This is a genomic window from Priestia sp. YIM B13551 (assembly GCF_042787905.1).
Classification (GTDB): domain Bacteria; phylum Bacillota; class Bacilli; order Bacillales; family Bacillaceae_H; genus Priestia.
The window spans coordinates 1239352-1255308 of sequence record NZ_JBHZOX010000001.1 but is presented as its reverse complement, the minus strand read 5'-3'; the positions used below and the strand labels follow the sequence as shown (position 1 = coordinate 1255308).

Genomic DNA, 15957 nt, shown 5'->3' with positions numbered 1-15957 from the left:
ATAGTCAAGAACAAGAAAAATATAACATCGGGGGATATACTTAGTGAAAAAGATAATTTCTTCATTAGCTCTATGCTCATCATTGATTGTTTTACCAACAATAAGCCAGGCAGCTTTAGGAGACAAGCTATTAAAAGAAGGTATGACAGATCCAGACGTAAAAGAATTACAGGATGTTTTAAGACAGAAGGGGATATTTTCAGCTACTTCGACTGGCTATTTTGGTTCAATTACAAAAGATTCAGTTTTAAGCTTTCAGCGTTCTCATAGTTTAACCGCTGATGGAATTGTAGGATCTAATACATATCAAGCGTTAATAGGTAATTCAACAAGTACGGTTACAAACGGTACACTTTTAAAATATGGAATGACTAGTAATGAAGTTGAAAAAGTACAGCAACTGTTAAAGGACAAAGGTTACTTTAACGCCACACCAACAGGATATTTTGGTACAGTTACTCAAACTGCGGTTATGAATTTCCAACGGGATCATGGCTTAGCCGTGGATGGAATAGTAGGTCCGGCTACTTTAAATGCCTTAAATAACGCATCTAGCAGCTCCACTGGTTCTTCAACTGTCAATAGTTCAACGCAAGCGACAGCTAGTGATATTGTTGCTTATTCCAAAAAATTCATAGGCGTACCATATGTTTGGGGAGGAACGTCTCCGAGTGGTTTCGATTGCAGTGGTTTCATTTATTATGTATTTAAAAATGGAGGTGGAGTAACTGTACCGCGAACAGTAGCTACCTTGTATCAGTCAGGAAAAAATACATCTACTCCAAATGTAGGAGATATTGTGTTCTTTGATACTACTGGAGGTCCTTCACATGCTGGAATTTATATTGGAAACGGGCAGTTTATTCATGCTGGAAGTTCAACTGGTGTAACTATTGCATCGTTAAGCAATTCTTACTGGGCACCTCGTTATTTAGGAAGTAAATCTGTCTTCTAATAAACTACAAAGCACTAGTTACCAAGAACGAGAAGGCTAAGATCAAGGTTAAGAATTAAAATTTTTTTGGAGATTACCTTTTTATTTTTATGAATATTGAGCTTTATGATACGATATGAAGTGAACTTTTTAAATGAGGGTCTATATGCAAAAAATTAAAGGTAAAAGGATAAAAATTAGTATATTTATGCTGGGATTAGGGATTATTTTTTTTCTGTTTGCCGGGAAAGAGCTTGTGGTAAACGAAAAGCCGGTAAAATCTGACGTGATTATTGTGTTAAGTGGTGATAATGATCGACTGGAGAAGGGAATTGAATTATATAAAAAAGGCTATGCGGCTCATTTAATCCTTTCGAATGGTCAAGAGAATAATTTTTATCATCAAGCCAAGGAATCAGGGATACCTGAGGATTCAATTATATTAGAAAATCACGCTACAAGTACTACGGAAAACGCTAAATTCACAAAAAGGCTAATGATGAACTATCATTTTCAATCCGCTATCGTTGTTTCTTCCAACTATCATATGAAAAGGGCAGAAAAAAACTTTAATAAAGAATTTAAGGATACCCAAATACAATTAACCTATTGTTCTAGTGGAAGTCGCTATTATAATCCACAGAGGTGGTGGGAAACTGCTTTAAATAGAAAAGTTACCTACACAGAATACGTCAAGCTTATTGGCAATTATTTTGGTTTTAGCGGAAAGAAATCTAAAGAATTATTAAGAGAATTTATCTAACAAAATCGTATAAAAAGTCCATAGGGGATGCCTCTATGGACTTTTTGCTATTTAAAATTACGCGTAGTTGAACGTAATCTTGTAAGCTCATATGAAACGGAATGATAATGGATTACTTGTTTAACATAAAGGAAAGCACGGTGCCCCATATAAAGATTACTAAATAGAATAATCTTTGCAGCAGACCGGTAGGCATAGGAACAAAAAATACAAGCATGATGAGTATGAGGATGACTATTAAGGAGACTAAACAGCCATAAGTCCAATACTTGCCGCTGGTTAAAGAGGATGCATATATCCAAAGACCAGCTAAAACAGTGATCATGCCAAGTTGAGCGAATATTGAATGCCAAAATAAATTTATATCAGCCGGTATAAAGCCTGAAACAATGTTACCTAAAGCTAATATAAGAATAAAAGCTGTTGCTAGTTGGGTTATTTTTGTTTTCTTTAGGTTTTGTGAAATGTACAGAACACCAATTGAAAGTGTTAATCCGTTTATAATAAACAATACGTTCATCCAGAAATGGTCAGGAGAGCAAATTTCATGAGGTGCAATTGAATAGGTGTAGGTTCCACAAGAAGTTACGCCAAGATCACTCATTGCGTGATTTAAAACACTGTAGGGAGCAGTTGAAGTCAAAATAAAGAAAGGTTCAACTAAAAAATACAAGCAAGTAGCAAACCAGCTTAAAATGCCAACCTTTTTTGATATATACAGAATCATCACCTCTTAAAAAGCGTTATATACGAATTGTATATCCAAATAATGTTAAACAGAATGGTCTTGAAGCCTATTTTTATGTAGGGCTTGAGGTTGATGTGAGGAGGGAGGACAAAGTGTTTAAACTTAGAGATGCTTATAGTAGGTTAAGAATAGAAGGACCTCTTTACTAATTTTTTGTAGGAGTAAAGAGGTCCAAAAGCGTCTTAATTAGAAATGAATAGATGCTGATTATGCACCCATACGTAAAGTTAATGTATTCTAAACGCGGTGAAATTCAGGACGTTTTCTCTAGAATTTTATAATCTGATGTTTTTTGAATATCTACATCATATTCATGTGCAAATCTTTCTAATTCCTTAAAAACATTTGGTGGATTAAATAATGCTATTCGCATATTCCACCCGTTTTCTACTTTTACTACTGCTAATTTTGTTTTCCAACTTAACCGTTTAAATACAATTTTTTTAATGTCCGTTGGTTTAACTGTTTTTGCATATACTTTAAACCATAATATATATGTTCTATAGGTTAAAGTATCTTTGTCTATCTGAAATTCATATCTGAGGAAAAGGGAAAGAAACGAACAAAGGATAGCAAAAAGAAGTAAAAAATCAAGTGCTTTATATTGAACTGCTTGAATGAGTAATAAATTATTTAAAAGTAATAAAGGAAAAACAATAGCTTTTTGAGCAGTAGCTTTAAATAACATAGAATCTCCTTTCTTTAGTAAATAAGCCAACTGGTTTTTTCTATGATATTATTTAAGTGTTAATTTAGATTAGATTTATATTAGGAGGTTTTTTACATGTATAACACCATTTCAGATTTTATCAAAGAATGGAACAGCGAAGCCACGCTAACTCAAAAAGTTTTGGATAGCTTGACAGATGATTCGTTGAAACAACAAGTTTACCCTGAAGGACGTACGTTAGGAAGAATCGCTTGGCATTTTACAACAAATATTCCAGATTACCTAACTGAGTTTGGATTAAGTATAGACAGGATAGAAAGTACAGCAAGCGTTCCATCTTCTGCCCAGGAAATCGCTATAACCTTCAAAAATGTAAGTTCTCACGCTGCTAAAATTATTGAACAGCAATGGACAGATGAATCTTTAGAACATACGCAAGAAGCGTTTGGTAGAAAGCAATCAAATGCGGCAATCTTAATGGGACTAATCAAGCATATTGTTCATCACCGAGGTCAAATTACAGTTCTTATGCGTCAAGCAGGCCTAAAACCTGCTGGAGTTTATGGACCTCCAAAAGAAGATTGGGTTCATTTAGGTGTGGAAAACCCACCGCTTTAATAATATCAGGTAAATAAAAGAGAGGCTGTCCACAGAAAATACTATAAAATTATTTTCCAGGCAGCCTTTACGTAAAACCTAATTAATCAGTTAGTACTTACTTTGAAAAAGCTTTTGAGTAATGCACAACACCTTGCATATTTTTTAATAATCCCTCTGTTAACTCTAAGGCCATAAAGAATTCTTCAGGCACGTCAAAATGTTCTTTCTTATCGCTGTATTCTTCATTTAAAAAAGCGCTTTTCACAACTTCTTCAGTTTTATTATATTCTTCAGTGAGTTCTTGTTTAATTAAGATATCCATAATTAGAATGTATATATTTTATAGTGTTATATTTTATGAGTCCACCTTTAATACATAATATTTGTAAATTATTTATGGTAAAATATACTATATATGTTAAATTAGAGTGTGTAAAGAAGGGGTAATATCTGATGTTGCACGTATTATTTATATGTTTAGTAAGCTGCTTCATTATTTATATTGGGAAACGTGTATGGAAAAAAGGTAATACTAATTTCATTGCTGGGTATGGAAGGATATTTACACCTAAGGATGAAAAACAGCTCGCTAAAGGAATTGGCCTTATTATTATGTTATTTGGCTTTGAATCTATAATATTTTCTATTCTCTCTTTGTTTTTTGAAGGGCTTGGCTTTTATTATGGATTGCTGATTGCATTAAACTTCTTGGCTATATTTGGACTTATGATAAAGGATCAGGTGCAGGGAAAATCCTAAGGGGGAGAAAAAGATTAATAAAAATATTCGGCTTATGATTGGTTTAATCAGCACTATTATCCTGTGTTTTTATGGAGTAAGAGGTTTATTCATACATGAAACAATACCGTTTTCTTCTTATCTCTTTGCGGTAGGTGGAGCTATTTCCACCAGTGCTCTTATCTGGGAATTAAAAAAGAAGGATGCAGCTTAAATTGAAAGGAGTCATGATGTGAAAAGACGATAATATGTTTAACACAAAGCTTTTAAGTAATACATATGGAAATTATGAGTGCACGGAGATGGCTGATCAAACAAAGTATGACTCTAAGAAATATTTTAGAGCCTTTGGTAAAACACAAAATGGTGACTTTATTTATGCGATTAAAGGTGATGATAAGCATAAACAAGTTCTACTAATTGAAAATACAGAGATGCCTATGTGGTTTTTATATTCTCGTCAATAAAGACGCTAAAGTGTCTACAAAATCCATTATGTTAATTAAAGAGGATGTATTATTTTGCTCTTGAAATATAGTTGGAATAAAGAAGGGGCTGCGTTATGAAAAAGTTCTCTCTTAGTTTATTTATTGCTTTTCTAGTATTTATAATTTCAGCTTGTTCAAATACACAGTATGTAAACAATGTCGAGCACTTAAAATTACAAAAAACAGAGGTAAGGCTAACAGATGATAAAAAAATCGTCGGGGAGATGATAGTACCTGATAAAAAGAATAAAAGTAAACGTATCGTTCCAACCGAGTTATACTATACATTCACGATGGAAAACACGTCCAATAATATTATGGCTCTCTCTGATCTTGATAAAACAAAACTTCGCATAGAACCAGATAAGGAGTTAGTATCAGCTGTAAAAGAAGCAATTGGTTCAAATATTTATGATATGGATAACAGTAAGTTAGGGTTTGGTATGAGTATAGGAGAGATCCCATCTAAAGGAACCAGTAAATTTACTCTTAATTATACCTTAGGAGCAAAACAAAAAAATAATGAATTACCTCTTTTGCCAACTGAAGAAAAACTAAAAAAGTTACAAGCTAATGCGTTAAAGGGTACACTCATTATCTCCCAAGATGGAAAGGATATTGCCAAATTCAGATTAGATTCAAGTCAATAAACATGATTTTAAATTTAAATAGGCTAATAGCTCGCTAACTCTGACGATATACAGAGTTAGCGGACTATTGTTTTTATATTTAAGCGCTTGTATGTGGATTTATTTTATATAGCCTTTTTAACCAAAAATAAAATTGATTAGCCTTACTTATTTAGTTATGATAAGCGCTCGAATAATTTCATTCCAATAGTATTTGAAGTTTTTTTCACTTGTATCTTTTTGTGTTAAACTGATTGATTCCTTTTTACTCTCTTTTCTTGTAGTCATTATGATTTCCCCTTATCTCTTTATATTTAGTATGTTGTGGTTTGATTTACCATATTTTATAATGAAATTAGCAATCGTTACAGATGAACATTACGATTAAATCAATCGAAACATCCGATTATACAGAGGTGAGGAAAATCGAAATAAAACAACTGATTACATTTAAAACAGCTGCAGAAAATTTAAATTTTACATATACAGCTAAAATTTTGAACTTTGCTCAATCAAGCGTTACCGCTCAAATAAAAGCTCTTGAGAATGAACTTGAAACGCCTTTATTTGAACGTTTAGGGAAGCGCTTGGTTTTAACAGAGGCAGGTAGAGAATTTAAAAGATACGCTGATAAACTGATTCAATTGACTAAGGAAGCAAAAAACGCTGTAAGTGGAGTGGAGGAGCCTGCGGGTACACTTATTATTGGATCTTCTGAAAGCCAGTGCACGTATAGGTTACCTCCAATATTAAAAGAGTTTAAGGATCAATTTCCAAAGGTTAAAATGATTTTTAAGCCCATTTACTCTCAAGCACAAACAAGAGCGCAGCTACTAGACGGCACTCTTGATATCGCCTTTACAATGGAGCCTATTCAGCATCATGATGCAAATCTACATACACAATGTCTTGTTGCAGAAGACTTAAAAATTATTGCTTCTCCTCAGCATCCTTTAGCTGATAAAGCGGATATCTACTTAGAAGATCTTGAAAATGAGACTCTTTTGTATACTGAGTCGGGGTGTTCATACCGGGTAGTATTGGAAAACTTGTTTCGCGAGGCGGGTATTTGTACATCAACTAAATTTGAATTTGCAAGCGTGGAAGCTATTAAGCAATGCGTCATGCTAGATTTAGGTATTGCCATATTGCCCGAAGTAGTAGTAAAAGGAGAGCTTGAGAAAGGCATATTAAAAGAATTGGCTTGTACTAAAGTTGATACGCCTCTTTATACACAAATGTTTTGGCATAAAGATAAATTTATGTCTCTTCCTTTACAATCTTTTATTCAATTGGCTTGCAGTACTTTTGGTTTAAATTATATAGGTATCGAAAGTAAAAAACTCTAGGTGCATTATGCTGACTAAAGAATTAAACAGGATCCATAAAATAATCTAATATCTTTCCCAATAAGATAAGAGGTGAAGGAAATCTTCATTCCTTCACTAATATATAGATGAACCTTAATAAACTAGATTTTAATTGGTGAAATCTGAGTTAGGAGTTGATCTGATTTGGAAATGAGAGTAAATCAAATCGAACTAAATGGTTTAACATTTCAATATCGAGAGGCGGGTGAAGCTTCGGCACCCGCCATTATTGCACTTCACGCTTTGGGAATGAGTGCAGAGTCTTGGGATGAAGTAGCAGCTGTATTAGGGAAGGAATATTGGTTTTTAGCTTTAGATCAGCGAGGACACGGTGGAAGTGAGAGAACCGGCACCTATACGTTTGAACTTATGTGCGATGACTTACTTCAGTTTGTAAATGCGATGAATTTGGAGAGCTTTACGTTGATTGGGCATTCTATGGGTGGTACGGTGTCCTATCTTTTTTCTGAAACATTTCCAGAAAGGGTAGATCAATTGATTGTTGAAGACACTCCTCCACCTTTTACAGGAGAAAAGTTTGAAACTCCTGCCAAACCGCCTGGTTCTTTACCGTTTGACTGGGAGGTTGTACCTTCAATTCTTCAACAGTTAAACAACCCCAATCCTAAATGGTGGGGAAGTCTTACAGAGATAATTGCACCTACTCTCATCATAGGAGGAGGATCCAGCCATATTCCTCAAGATAAATTGCAGGAAGTTTCTAAGCGCATCCCAAATTGTAAATTAGTAACGATAGAAGGGGCTGGACATGAGGTGCATGTAGGAAACTTATCCGCTTTTTTAACTGCTGTGAAAAGCTTCCTTGCTTCGTGACTTTCTGGATCTTTTATTTAATTTGAAAGACTGTTTAAGTAAATAGCATTTTTAAAAGTTATTAAATTTTTATAGAAAGGGAGACTATACGTTAGTCTCCCTTTTAATCTGTACATATGTTAATATATAGATTATATGTAATAAAATTCATAATTAAATAATTTTTATGGAAGATAAATAAATGCCTTTTAATAGTTATAGGGAATGCTATAACTCATTAAATGAGCATTTTTGAAAGGAGAAGAGTTTCTTGTTGAAATTTATAGAAAAAGGTTTTTTCTATGGCCTTATTTTAGGAGGATCAATGGGTTTCTTTGTAATCCCATATAAAGAAGTTGAATCAGTCGGTGATGGTGCAACAGAAACAACTTATTTAAACCTTAGTGATTTTATTATTCATTTAATTCGTTTTAGTGTAGTTATAGCTGTAGTCGGAGCGGTAATAGGTTTCTTTCTTTATAGAAAAAAGAGTTTGGAGTGATTCATCCAAGCTCTTTTTCTACCGATGATTAAGTACATTATAGTAACTGATAACTAAATGGGCCATATAAACATGTACCTAGTTCAGTGAGGACCAAATTGGAAAAACGTTTTAGTCAATATTCACTGTGGTTATCGTTGCTTGGAATGGTTGTTGGTGTTGGACAATATTTCACACCCATACATAGATCAAAAATTTTGTATGTATTACTGTTTACTTAATAGGATTCTCATTTGGAATAATAGCTTTTGGAAAACAAGAAAAAGGGCTAATAAAATATTTTAGTTTAATCTCTTTTGTAGTAATTCCAATATTTATTATGGCGGGCGTTTTATTTTTTGCAATGAATTTTGGCGACAAATAAAAGAAGGTAGTGATATTAAATAGCTTTATGTTAAAATTTGTATATGGGATGTAAAAACACAATTCGGTTGGTAGTCCGGATGCATTAATAAATTAATGTCAGTGACCTTCCCCTCCTCGGGATGTCCATCATTTCATAGTATGTTTAGAGGAGGGAATCGTTATGTCACTAACGATTTACCATGATGGTCAGTTTTGGGTAGGAATTATTGAAGTTGTAGAAGGCGGTAAGTTAAAAGCATTTCGTTATGTATTTGGAGCAGAACCAAAAGATACAGAGATATTAGACTTTATTAATTACAGATTGCTAGAGGTGATCAATCAATCAGTTCATGCAGGTCTTGATGTAAAAATAAAATCTAATAAAAAGGTAAATCCAAAACGCTTACAGCGCCAAGTAGCAAAAGAGATAAATAATGTTGGTATTTCGACTAAAGCTCAAGAAGCCGTGAAGAAGGAGTACGAAGAAAAGAAAAAAAGTAGAAAAAAGAAAGCTAAACAATATCGTGAAGAGCTGAAGGAACAAAAGTATTTTATAAAAAAACAAAAGGCAAAAGCCAAGCACAAAGGCAAATAGAAAACAAATAAAGAGCCTTACATAAGGCTCTTTATTTGTTTTCTATTTTTTTATGATAGGAACATTCTTAAAGAATTGTTGTCGAATAGCTGCCGATTTAGCTGTTTTATTTATCTTTTCTTTATTATAATCTATAAATTGCTGTGCTTTTTCTTTATCAAATAACTCATTGCTATCTGGTAAAGTTTGAATGTTTTTGGAAATGAATTGTTTCATTTCTTGCCTAGATACTGAGAATTTCTGATCATCTATTTTAAAACTGTACCCTCCAGCATTAGGTATTAGTATCGTTAAATAAATAGCATTATAAAGAAAGTTTTTCTCAAGTGTATCCTTACCGTCGAACCAATATTTTAATATTTCATCTTCTGATAAAGAGCCCTCTTTAGTACCATACATTATTTTTGGTGTTTTATTATGTAAATCAATTTCTTTAAATGTTTCTCCTCCAGGCAACGCCCCTATGATAGCTACTACGTTAGAATTATATCCAACATAAGTTCCACTGTGGTCTTTAAGTTTTTTTACATCAACATTGTTAATACTTGTGACTTCTTCTTTTTGAGAACAGCCTGTTATGCTTACAAGGATTAATAAGATTAAACAAAAAAAACACCTTAAAGTATTTCATGAAAACCTCCATTTTATTACTTAAATACCCTTATGTGGATATTATACGGAATATCAGTGTATCGTAAATGTGATGTTTTGAAAAGGTGTAGGTACTTTTGTACAAAACACCCTTTGCTGTAGGGGATGTTTTGTCTACTGTCAGTAGAAGAAAATTTGAAACATAAAAAGACCCCAAAGCTTTCTTAAAAAAGCGCTTTGAAGTCTTCATGTCTCTTGTTTTACTTAGATAAAAATCAATTGAATTTTCTTCTGAATTAACGACTTTCCTTTTGGTTTTAGTATGCAAACCAGTTTATTTTTAGGAGCTAATCCCTACAATTGATTGGATAATTTGTTCCCAGTCCTCGCTATGAACTTCATGTCCTGTACCTTCAAGAGCTATTAATTTAGCATGAGAAATAGCTTTTGCAAGAGCAAGCCCATGTTCATACGGCAGTGCGGGGTCTTTTGTTCCATGAATGATCAGCGTAGGTATGTTAATTTCACTCAGCCTGTCATAATATTGTCCGCCTCCTTGAAGCAAAGCATGATTAAATCTACTCGGCAGCTGTTTAGCACGGGCAGCTTCTCTTTCTGCTAGCTTATACATTCTTTCCTCTTCATAAGGTTTTGTCCCACTTAAAATTTCCCATCCACCTGCAAGGTAGGGAACGGTTTCCTCTTGATTTGACCAGTCTATGGAAGTGCTCTTCGTGTGGTAATCAAGTATCTGCTGATCCATTGGGGGCAATTTTTCCGCCTCCGTTCCAAATACGCTTGATGCAATTAAAGTAAGGGAGTCTATGCGATCCGGATATCTAAGAGCAAGAATCTGACCTATCATTCCGCCCAAAGACATTCCAACAATATGAGCTTTTTCTATAGAATAAGCGTCTAAAACACCAATTGCGTCATCAGCCATATCCGTTATTGTATAGTTAGAAGTACCGGGTGGATAAGTGGTAGATCGCCCTAAATCACGATGGTCATAACGAATAACAAATCTCTCCCGTTCGGCAAGACGAAGACAGAAGTCTTCATCCCACCAATCTAACGAAGACATTGCTCCCATTATTAGCAGTACAGCCGGGTTGTTAGGGTTTCCAAAACTTTCTGTACAAATTTCCACGTTGTTAATTTTCAGTATCTGTTCATTCATTCGTGTACCTCCTTTTAAATGTTAGAGAAATGAAAAGCAGCCCTTTATTAAGTTCTCTAAAATAAGGATATTTCCTTTTGAAATTTTATTTAGGAAATCCATTATTCTGTCTATCTCTTTACCTTTTTACTAAAAAGTAAAATATAACGTTCTTAAAAATGTAACTAAGGAAAGAGCCTAAACTTGTTGGAGACTAGGGGGGATTGAGCTTGTACTGTCTGTAACATGTTGATAAGGCAGGAAAGTTGAATGCATGTATGGAAAAATACTTATGTGAGGTGAAATAAGAATGAATGATTAATATGGAGAAAATACCTTTTAAACTTTAATTACATTTTTTCATTTATTACAACTTGATAGATTAATATACATATAAAGGATTGCTGAATTCGTGTGCTATTGGTGAGCATATGAATTCAACGTTCTCATGAGGAGATGCTTTATGAAGCGGTTAATAAATAAAATTGCGGTTGTTACTGGTGCTAGTCGGGCAAAAGGTATTGGTACTGAAATATGCAGGGAATTAGCTAGAGAAGGCGCAGATATTTTTTTCACTCATTGGTCAAAGTATGATCGTTTAATGGATTATTGCAATGAAGATGATTTTAAATGGTCGAAACATCTTATGGAAGAGATTCGCAGTCTGGGAGTGCGATGTGAATCAATGGAATTGGATTTATCGCAACCCGATGCACCAAGAAAGCTGCTTGATGAAGTTCAAAACAAACTAGGTTCTCCATCAATCCTTGTAAATAACGCAACACATTCTGTGGACGTAGATTTTCGTTCTATAGATGCTGATATTCTTAATGCTCATTATAACGTGAATGTTAGAGGTACGTGTCTTTTGACTGTTGAGTTTGCACGTCTAATAGAAGGTAAGCATGGCGGTCGAATTATTAATATGGTTTCAGGTCAAGATAAGTCACCTGAGCCTGGGAATTTGGCTTATGTTGCAACGAAAGGGGCTGTTTCTACGTTTACTAAATCAGTTGCTATTGAATTAGCACCTCTTAAAATTACTGTTAATGCTGTAGATCCTGGACCAACTAACACTGGCTGGATGAGCAGTGAGTTAAAGGAAGAGTTACTGCCAAAGTTCCCGATGGGGCGACTTGGAGAGCCCCGGGATGCCGCAAAATTAGTTATCTTTTTAGCAAGTGAAGAATCAGAATGGATTACCGGACAAATTATTCACTCAGATGGAGGCTTTTGGTGATTTAACATAGTAGCGGCCTTCCACTTTTTAGCGGATTTTTGTATGAAACAAGCAGTTAAAAGGATCTTCGAATGAAGATTCTTTTTTTATTATAATGTAACGTAACATGACGATAACCGAGTTTCTACAACTTATCAGTCAGTCCCAAAGGATTGTTGATGGGCTACAAAAGAAAAAGTACGGGCTTTTCTAAATCATCAGTAGTAAAATGAGATATTTCATTTATGACGAATGCTTTATCATTTTCACTTATTGACGACAAATAGGATATATTCAGGAGGAATGTTTATATGTCAAGCTTTGAGGACGAAGAAGTGCTAAGAGGAGGGAATGTCTCTAACGTTTATCGCTCGGGAGATACTGTACGACGAGAATTAAAATCAGATAGTCATAAATTTCATAAGCTATTAAAGCATTTAGAGAACAAAGGTTTTAGTTATGCACCAAAATTTTTAGGCATTGATGAAAAAGGGAGAGAGGTCTTGTCATTTATTGAAGGTGAAGCTGGTAATTATCCCTTGAAGAAATATATGTGGTCTGACGATGTTTTAATAGAAATAGGGAAAATGCTCCGTCTTTATCATGATTCAGTGAGTGATTTTTCATTTGATGATAGCTGGAAAGCAATAGATAACACTCCTAAACCATTTGAGATACTATGTCATAATGATTTTGCCATATACAACATCATTTTCAAGCACGAAAGACCAGTCCGTATTTATCAAAAAAAGGAGTCCCTAACTTATAGCCTACCCCGTAAGCTATGGTCATTCCAACCATACTCCCCATACCAGCCACCAGGATACTTCCCACCCAGCTTAAATGTCCTTGAAAAGCAAGAACCCCAGCGTAGCCCATGAGAAGCTCCCCTGGAAGAGGAAGTGCAAGAAGTTCCAGCATCAATGCTAGAAACAGCACGATATATCCGTATTGATTTATATAAGATGTGATAAAATCCATGGTTTGTCCTTCTTTCATAATATGTATTTGCCTAAAGCATAGTGAATAACTCAAATATGCTTGAATTTGATTGAAAATAAGAGGAGGAAAAAGGTTAATTTCACCTTTGCTTTTCTTTTAATGTAGCACTATTTATAAAAAAAACTTTCTTTTTCATTGATTTTTAATGTTATTTTTAGCCTATTTTTAATTACAAACCGTAGACTGAAAATGTGGTATTTGAAAGGTCAACATAAGAACGTTTATTTTTCTAATAAATAGTGTAAGGAGTTCCTAAACAATCTATGTAATGGAGGAGAAGAAAAGATAAATCTTACAAATTAATTGAAAAGGGTAACTACCCATTATTAATTTTTTATAATGCTTACTCTTTTCCAAGTAGAGTAATTCTTTAATCGTATAAACAAGAGAACAAAAAGGTGTGGGAAACAGCCCAGGCTTTACCACATAGCAAAAGCATACAAACTACAAGGAGGGAAAAGTCATGAACAATCGTGAGAAGGATAAATACCTCATTCTTTCCGCTACATTTGGAGAGGGGCATAAACAAGTGGCTAATGCGATAAGCGAGGCGGTAAATGATATGGTTGCTGATGCTGAGCCTATTACCATGGACATCATGGAATGGATTCATCCCAATCTTTATCCAATCAGCCATTATATTTACAAAAAAAGCATTAAGAAGTTTCCTCAAGTGTACAGCTTTTTGTATAAAAAAACTCGTGTAAAAAATTCGTTTTCCATCAAGTTAAATTCGATTTTTTTGTCGGGAATGCAAACCGTGCTTAAAATTATACAGGAAATAAAACCGAAAGTAGTGGTCAGTACCTACCCATTTGCCGCCGGGATTATATCAAAATTAAAAGAGCAAGGGTTAATTGATATTCCAGCAGTAACCATCATCACGGATTATACAGATCAATATGTGGTAGGTTCTGCCCAACTGCGTGATCAATTAATTGCGTTAGGAGTAGAGGCAGACAAAATTAAAAACACTGGAATACCTGTACGGAAAAGATTTATGGATGTTCTTCCAAAAGACCTTCTCTTAGATAAATATATGATCAATCCAAATATGTTCACCCTGCTCATCATGGGAGGGGGCGACGGATTTTTTGGGAAAGGGATTTCAACCTTTAAGGCATTAGAATCCATTTCCACACCGATTCAACTTTTTATAGTATGTGGTAAAAATAAGAAATTAAAAACACAATTAGAGTGGGAATTAAAAGACTCGAAGCATGAAGTGAGAATTCTTGGATACTGTGAAAAGGTCGAGGAATTAATGGCTATTTCAGATTTAATGATCAGCAAGCCCGGGGGAGTAACAACCTCTGAGGCAACGGCGATGGATTTACCGATATTAATTTATCATTCGTTACCAGGACAGGAAGAAGACAACGCGGATTATTTATGTCGTTCAGGATTCGCACTTTCTGCAGAGTCAGAAAAAGAGTTAATTGCGCAAGTTGAAAATCTTGTCTGCGATTCAGCACCTTTAAAATGGATGAAGCAAAGAATGAGAAAATCTCAAACCAAAACATCATCCATAGACGCTCTCCATGTCATTGTCGGAGCAGCAAGAAGCGGTCCATTACGCAACGTAACAAGTAGTAAAACGATACAAAAGCAAAAGGAGATAGAGGTGAGTATATAATATGGGGTTCATAATTTCTGCTATTATTTTTTTAATTTTATTATACAGCGTTATTCCGTATGTCCTATCACGTGGTCTAGGAGTGAACGTAGTTAAAAGGGGAAGGGACTTATCCAAAATTGCTTTTACGTTTGATGATGGTCCGAATCCTGTTTATACGCCAATCCTTCTTGATTTACTGAAGGAAAATGAGGTAAAGGCCACCTTTTTCGTGGTAGGTACTAAAGCAGAGAAATATCCTGAACTGATTCAGCGCATGCATAATGAAGGCCACTTAATTGGAATTCATAATTACGTCCATCATTCTAATTGGTTTATGGCGCCTTGGAAAGTTAGAAATGGACTTAAGAATACAGCCAAGGTGATTAAATCTATCACTGGAGTTACACCTATTTATTATCGCCCACCTTGGGGAATGCTCAACCTTTTCGATTTTATGAGAAGAGGTAAATATAAGATTATTCTATGGTCAATCATGGCGGAAGATTGGCGAACCTCTGGCGGAAGCGAAAAGATTAAACAACGCCTGGCCAACATAAAAGGCGGGGACGTCATTTTGCTGCACGACTGCGGAGATACGCTCGGGGCGGAATCCGACGCTCCAAGAAACACAATTAATGCGTTAAGAGATGTATTAAAAACAGTGAAAACAAAAGGATTCACTTGTGTCCGTGTTGATGAATTGGTAGAAAAGCTATAGGTAGTAAGAAGATTATCTTTATTAAAGCTTGCGAATGAAATTTTAATTCTTGTTATTACCGTAACTAAATATCTTGTCTGTTATAAAAAAAGAACCGCTATTTTAAAGAGGTTCTTTTTTATGTCCAGCAAAAATATATGGAAATATAATCATATATTGGTTATATTTATAATCTCGTGATTTTTAAAATCTGTGCTGAATCAGCAGTCAATCTAAACGACATCTATGAAAGTAGGGTAATTCTTGAAAATAGTTATTTTGAAATTCTTGGTATATTTTTTAATCTTCTTTGGAGGAAACTTAATGATTAATATTCTGTTTACCTCTAATTTTGATCTTTTACCAGCATTTTCAACCGCTTTTGGAGTTTCCTTTGGGATTGCTATCTTTGAGTATTATACACATAAAAAAGGCAAGGTAGCATAAGGTGCAGTGTTTTTCACCCAATACATAAA

General features: G+C 34.5%; 18 protein-coding genes and 3 pseudogenes. 15 read left to right on the top strand and 6 right to left on the bottom strand.

The window, feature by feature from the left end:
- Positions 1 to 43: 43 nt before the first annotated feature.
- Complete coding sequence (locus ACFX4N_RS06410; RefSeq protein WP_013056360.1) at positions 44 to 955, top strand: C40 family peptidase; 912 nt, start codon at positions 44 to 46, stop codon at positions 953 to 955.
- A 145-nt stretch (positions 956 to 1100) separates the two neighbouring features.
- Positions 1101 to 1697: a YdcF family protein gene (locus ACFX4N_RS06405; protein ID WP_013056361.1), complete on the top strand. Its 597-nt coding sequence runs from the start codon at positions 1101 to 1103 to the stop codon at positions 1695 to 1697.
- A 112-nt stretch (positions 1698 to 1809) separates the two neighbouring features.
- Here ACFX4N_RS06405 and ACFX4N_RS06400 read toward each other — a convergent pair whose 3' ends face one another.
- Both ACFX4N_RS06400 and ACFX4N_RS06395 read right to left on the bottom strand, forming a co-directional pair.
- Positions 1810 to 2424 carry a DUF998 domain-containing protein gene (locus ACFX4N_RS06400; RefSeq protein ID WP_098322034.1) on the bottom strand — a complete coding sequence of 205 codons (615 nt, stop codon included), beginning with the start codon at positions 2422 to 2424 and terminating at the stop codon, positions 1810 to 1812.
- 274 nt (positions 2425 to 2698) lie between these two features.
- Positions 2699 to 3133: a diguanylate cyclase gene (locus ACFX4N_RS06395; protein WP_192100651.1), complete on the bottom strand. Its 435-nt coding sequence runs from the start codon at positions 3131 to 3133 to the stop codon at positions 2699 to 2701.
- Positions 3134 to 3229: 96 nt separating this feature from the next.
- Here ACFX4N_RS06395 and ACFX4N_RS06390 point away from each other — a divergent pair, with 96 nt between their 5' ends.
- Complete coding sequence (locus ACFX4N_RS06390) at positions 3230 to 3733, top strand: DinB family protein (protein ID WP_053487079.1); 504 nt, start codon at positions 3230 to 3232, stop codon at positions 3731 to 3733.
- A gap of 199 nt (positions 3734 to 3932) precedes the next feature.
- On the opposite strand, the pseudogene ACFX4N_RS06385 reads toward ACFX4N_RS06390, so the two are convergent.
- A pseudogene (locus tag ACFX4N_RS06385) lies at positions 3933 to 4037 on the bottom strand (GNAT family acetyltransferase); the annotation flags it as partial.
- A gap of 131 nt (positions 4038 to 4168) precedes the next feature.
- On the opposite strand from ACFX4N_RS06385, the gene ACFX4N_RS06380 reads away from it, so the two are divergent.
- From ACFX4N_RS06380 to ACFX4N_RS06350, 7 genes are all read left to right on the top strand, one after another.
- Positions 4169 to 4474, top strand: a complete 306-nt coding sequence (locus ACFX4N_RS06380) for a hypothetical protein (protein ID WP_192100652.1) — start codon at positions 4169 to 4171, stop codon at positions 4472 to 4474.
- Between the two features lie 281 nt (positions 4475 to 4755).
- Positions 4756 to 4920: a hypothetical protein gene (locus tag ACFX4N_RS06375; RefSeq protein WP_192100653.1), complete on the top strand. Its 165-nt coding sequence runs from the start codon at positions 4756 to 4758 to the stop codon at positions 4918 to 4920.
- Positions 4921 to 5015: 95 nt separating this feature from the next.
- The gene (locus tag ACFX4N_RS06370; protein ID WP_192100654.1) at positions 5016 to 5591 is read left to right on the top strand and encodes a hypothetical protein; all 576 of its coding nucleotides are present in this window, start codon (positions 5016 to 5018) and stop codon (positions 5589 to 5591) included.
- A 404-nt stretch (positions 5592 to 5995) separates the two neighbouring features.
- The gene (locus tag ACFX4N_RS06365; protein WP_192100728.1) at positions 5996 to 6919 is read left to right on the top strand and encodes a LysR family transcriptional regulator; all 924 of its coding nucleotides are present in this window, start codon (positions 5996 to 5998) and stop codon (positions 6917 to 6919) included.
- A gap of 165 nt (positions 6920 to 7084) precedes the next feature.
- Entirely contained in the window at positions 7085 to 7774 is a 690-nt protein-coding gene (locus ACFX4N_RS06360; protein ID WP_013056370.1) for an alpha/beta fold hydrolase, read from the top strand.
- A gap of 250 nt (positions 7775 to 8024) precedes the next feature.
- A complete protein-coding gene (locus ACFX4N_RS06355; protein ID WP_013056371.1) occupies positions 8025 to 8255 on the top strand; it encodes a hypothetical protein in 231 nt (76 codons plus the stop codon).
- A gap of 526 nt (positions 8256 to 8781) precedes the next feature.
- On the top strand, positions 8782 to 9195 hold the full coding sequence (locus ACFX4N_RS06350; protein WP_013056372.1) for a YjdF family protein: 414 nt from the start codon (positions 8782 to 8784) through the stop codon (positions 9193 to 9195).
- Positions 9196 to 9237: 42 nt separating this feature from the next.
- Here ACFX4N_RS06350 and ACFX4N_RS06345 read toward each other — a convergent pair whose 3' ends face one another.
- The 3 genes and pseudogenes from ACFX4N_RS06345 to mle all read right to left on the bottom strand — a co-directional run bounded on the left by ACFX4N_RS06345 (position 9238) and on the right by mle (position 10966).
- Complete coding sequence (locus ACFX4N_RS06345) at positions 9238 to 9651, bottom strand: DUF4825 domain-containing protein (protein ID WP_328126256.1); 414 nt, start codon at positions 9649 to 9651, stop codon at positions 9238 to 9240.
- 304 nt (positions 9652 to 9955) lie between these two features.
- Positions 9956 to 10093 (bottom strand): annotated as a pseudogene (locus ACFX4N_RS06340) (DDE-type integrase/transposase/recombinase); the annotation flags it as partial.
- 33 nt (positions 10094 to 10126) lie between these two features.
- On the bottom strand, positions 10127 to 10966 hold the full coding sequence (gene mle, locus ACFX4N_RS06335; RefSeq protein ID WP_057274698.1) for an alpha/beta fold macrolide esterase: 840 nt from the start codon (positions 10964 to 10966) through the stop codon (positions 10127 to 10129).
- Positions 10967 to 11408: 442 nt separating this feature from the next.
- Between mle and ACFX4N_RS06330 the strand changes: the two genes are divergently transcribed.
- The 5 genes and pseudogenes from ACFX4N_RS06330 (at position 11409) to ACFX4N_RS06310 (ending at position 15928) form a co-directional block, all read left to right on the top strand.
- A complete protein-coding gene (locus ACFX4N_RS06330) occupies positions 11409 to 12185 on the top strand; it encodes an SDR family oxidoreductase (protein ID WP_098287206.1) in 777 nt (258 codons plus the stop codon).
- A gap of 290 nt (positions 12186 to 12475) precedes the next feature.
- Positions 12476 to 12904 (top strand): annotated as a pseudogene (locus ACFX4N_RS06325) (protein kinase family protein); the annotation flags it as partial.
- A gap of 725 nt (positions 12905 to 13629) precedes the next feature.
- A complete protein-coding gene (locus ACFX4N_RS06320; RefSeq protein ID WP_377261027.1) occupies positions 13630 to 14802 on the top strand; it encodes an MGDG synthase family glycosyltransferase in 1173 nt (390 codons plus the stop codon).
- A gap of 1 nt (position 14803) precedes the next feature.
- Positions 14804 to 15502 carry a polysaccharide deacetylase family protein gene (locus ACFX4N_RS06315; protein WP_013056378.1) on the top strand — a complete coding sequence of 233 codons (699 nt, stop codon included), beginning with the start codon at positions 14804 to 14806 and terminating at the stop codon, positions 15500 to 15502.
- A gap of 303 nt (positions 15503 to 15805) precedes the next feature.
- Positions 15806 to 15928: a hypothetical protein gene (locus ACFX4N_RS06310; protein WP_013056379.1), complete on the top strand. Its 123-nt coding sequence runs from the start codon at positions 15806 to 15808 to the stop codon at positions 15926 to 15928.
- Positions 15929 to 15957: the final 29 nt, after the last annotated feature.

Bases quoted from the DNA above. Each gene is read 5' to 3' on its own strand.
- ACFX4N_RS06370 (WP_192100654.1), top strand. From the start codon at position 5,016: ATGAAAAAGTTCTCTCTTAGTTTATTTATTGCTTTTCTAGTATTTATA.
- ACFX4N_RS06395 (WP_192100651.1), bottom strand. From the start codon at position 3,133: ATGTTATTTAAAGCTACTGCTCAAAAAGCTATTGTTTTTCCTTTATTA.
- ACFX4N_RS06390 (WP_053487079.1), top strand. From the start codon at position 3,230: ATGTATAACACCATTTCAGATTTTATCAAAGAATGGAACAGCGAAGCC.
- ACFX4N_RS06405 (WP_013056361.1), top strand. From the start codon at position 1,101: ATGCAAAAAATTAAAGGTAAAAGGATAAAAATTAGTATATTTATGCTG.
- ACFX4N_RS06380 (WP_192100652.1), top strand. From the start codon at position 4,169: ATGTTGCACGTATTATTTATATGTTTAGTAAGCTGCTTCATTATTTAT.
- mle (WP_057274698.1), bottom strand. From the start codon at position 10,966: ATGAATGAACAGATACTGAAAATTAACAACGTGGAAATTTGTACAGAA.
- ACFX4N_RS06320 (WP_377261027.1), top strand. From the start codon at position 13,630: ATGAACAATCGTGAGAAGGATAAATACCTCATTCTTTCCGCTACATTT.
- ACFX4N_RS06400 (WP_098322034.1), bottom strand. From the start codon at position 2,424: ATGATTCTGTATATATCAAAAAAGGTTGGCATTTTAAGCTGGTTTGCT.
- ACFX4N_RS06350 (WP_013056372.1), top strand. From the start codon at position 8,782: ATGTCACTAACGATTTACCATGATGGTCAGTTTTGGGTAGGAATTATT.
- ACFX4N_RS06315 (WP_013056378.1), top strand. From the start codon at position 14,804: ATGGGGTTCATAATTTCTGCTATTATTTTTTTAATTTTATTATACAGC.
- ACFX4N_RS06375 (WP_192100653.1), top strand. From the start codon at position 4,756: ATGGCTGATCAAACAAAGTATGACTCTAAGAAATATTTTAGAGCCTTT.
- ACFX4N_RS06330 (WP_098287206.1), top strand. From the start codon at position 11,409: ATGAAGCGGTTAATAAATAAAATTGCGGTTGTTACTGGTGCTAGTCGG.
- ACFX4N_RS06310 (WP_013056379.1), top strand. From the start codon at position 15,806: ATGATTAATATTCTGTTTACCTCTAATTTTGATCTTTTACCAGCATTT.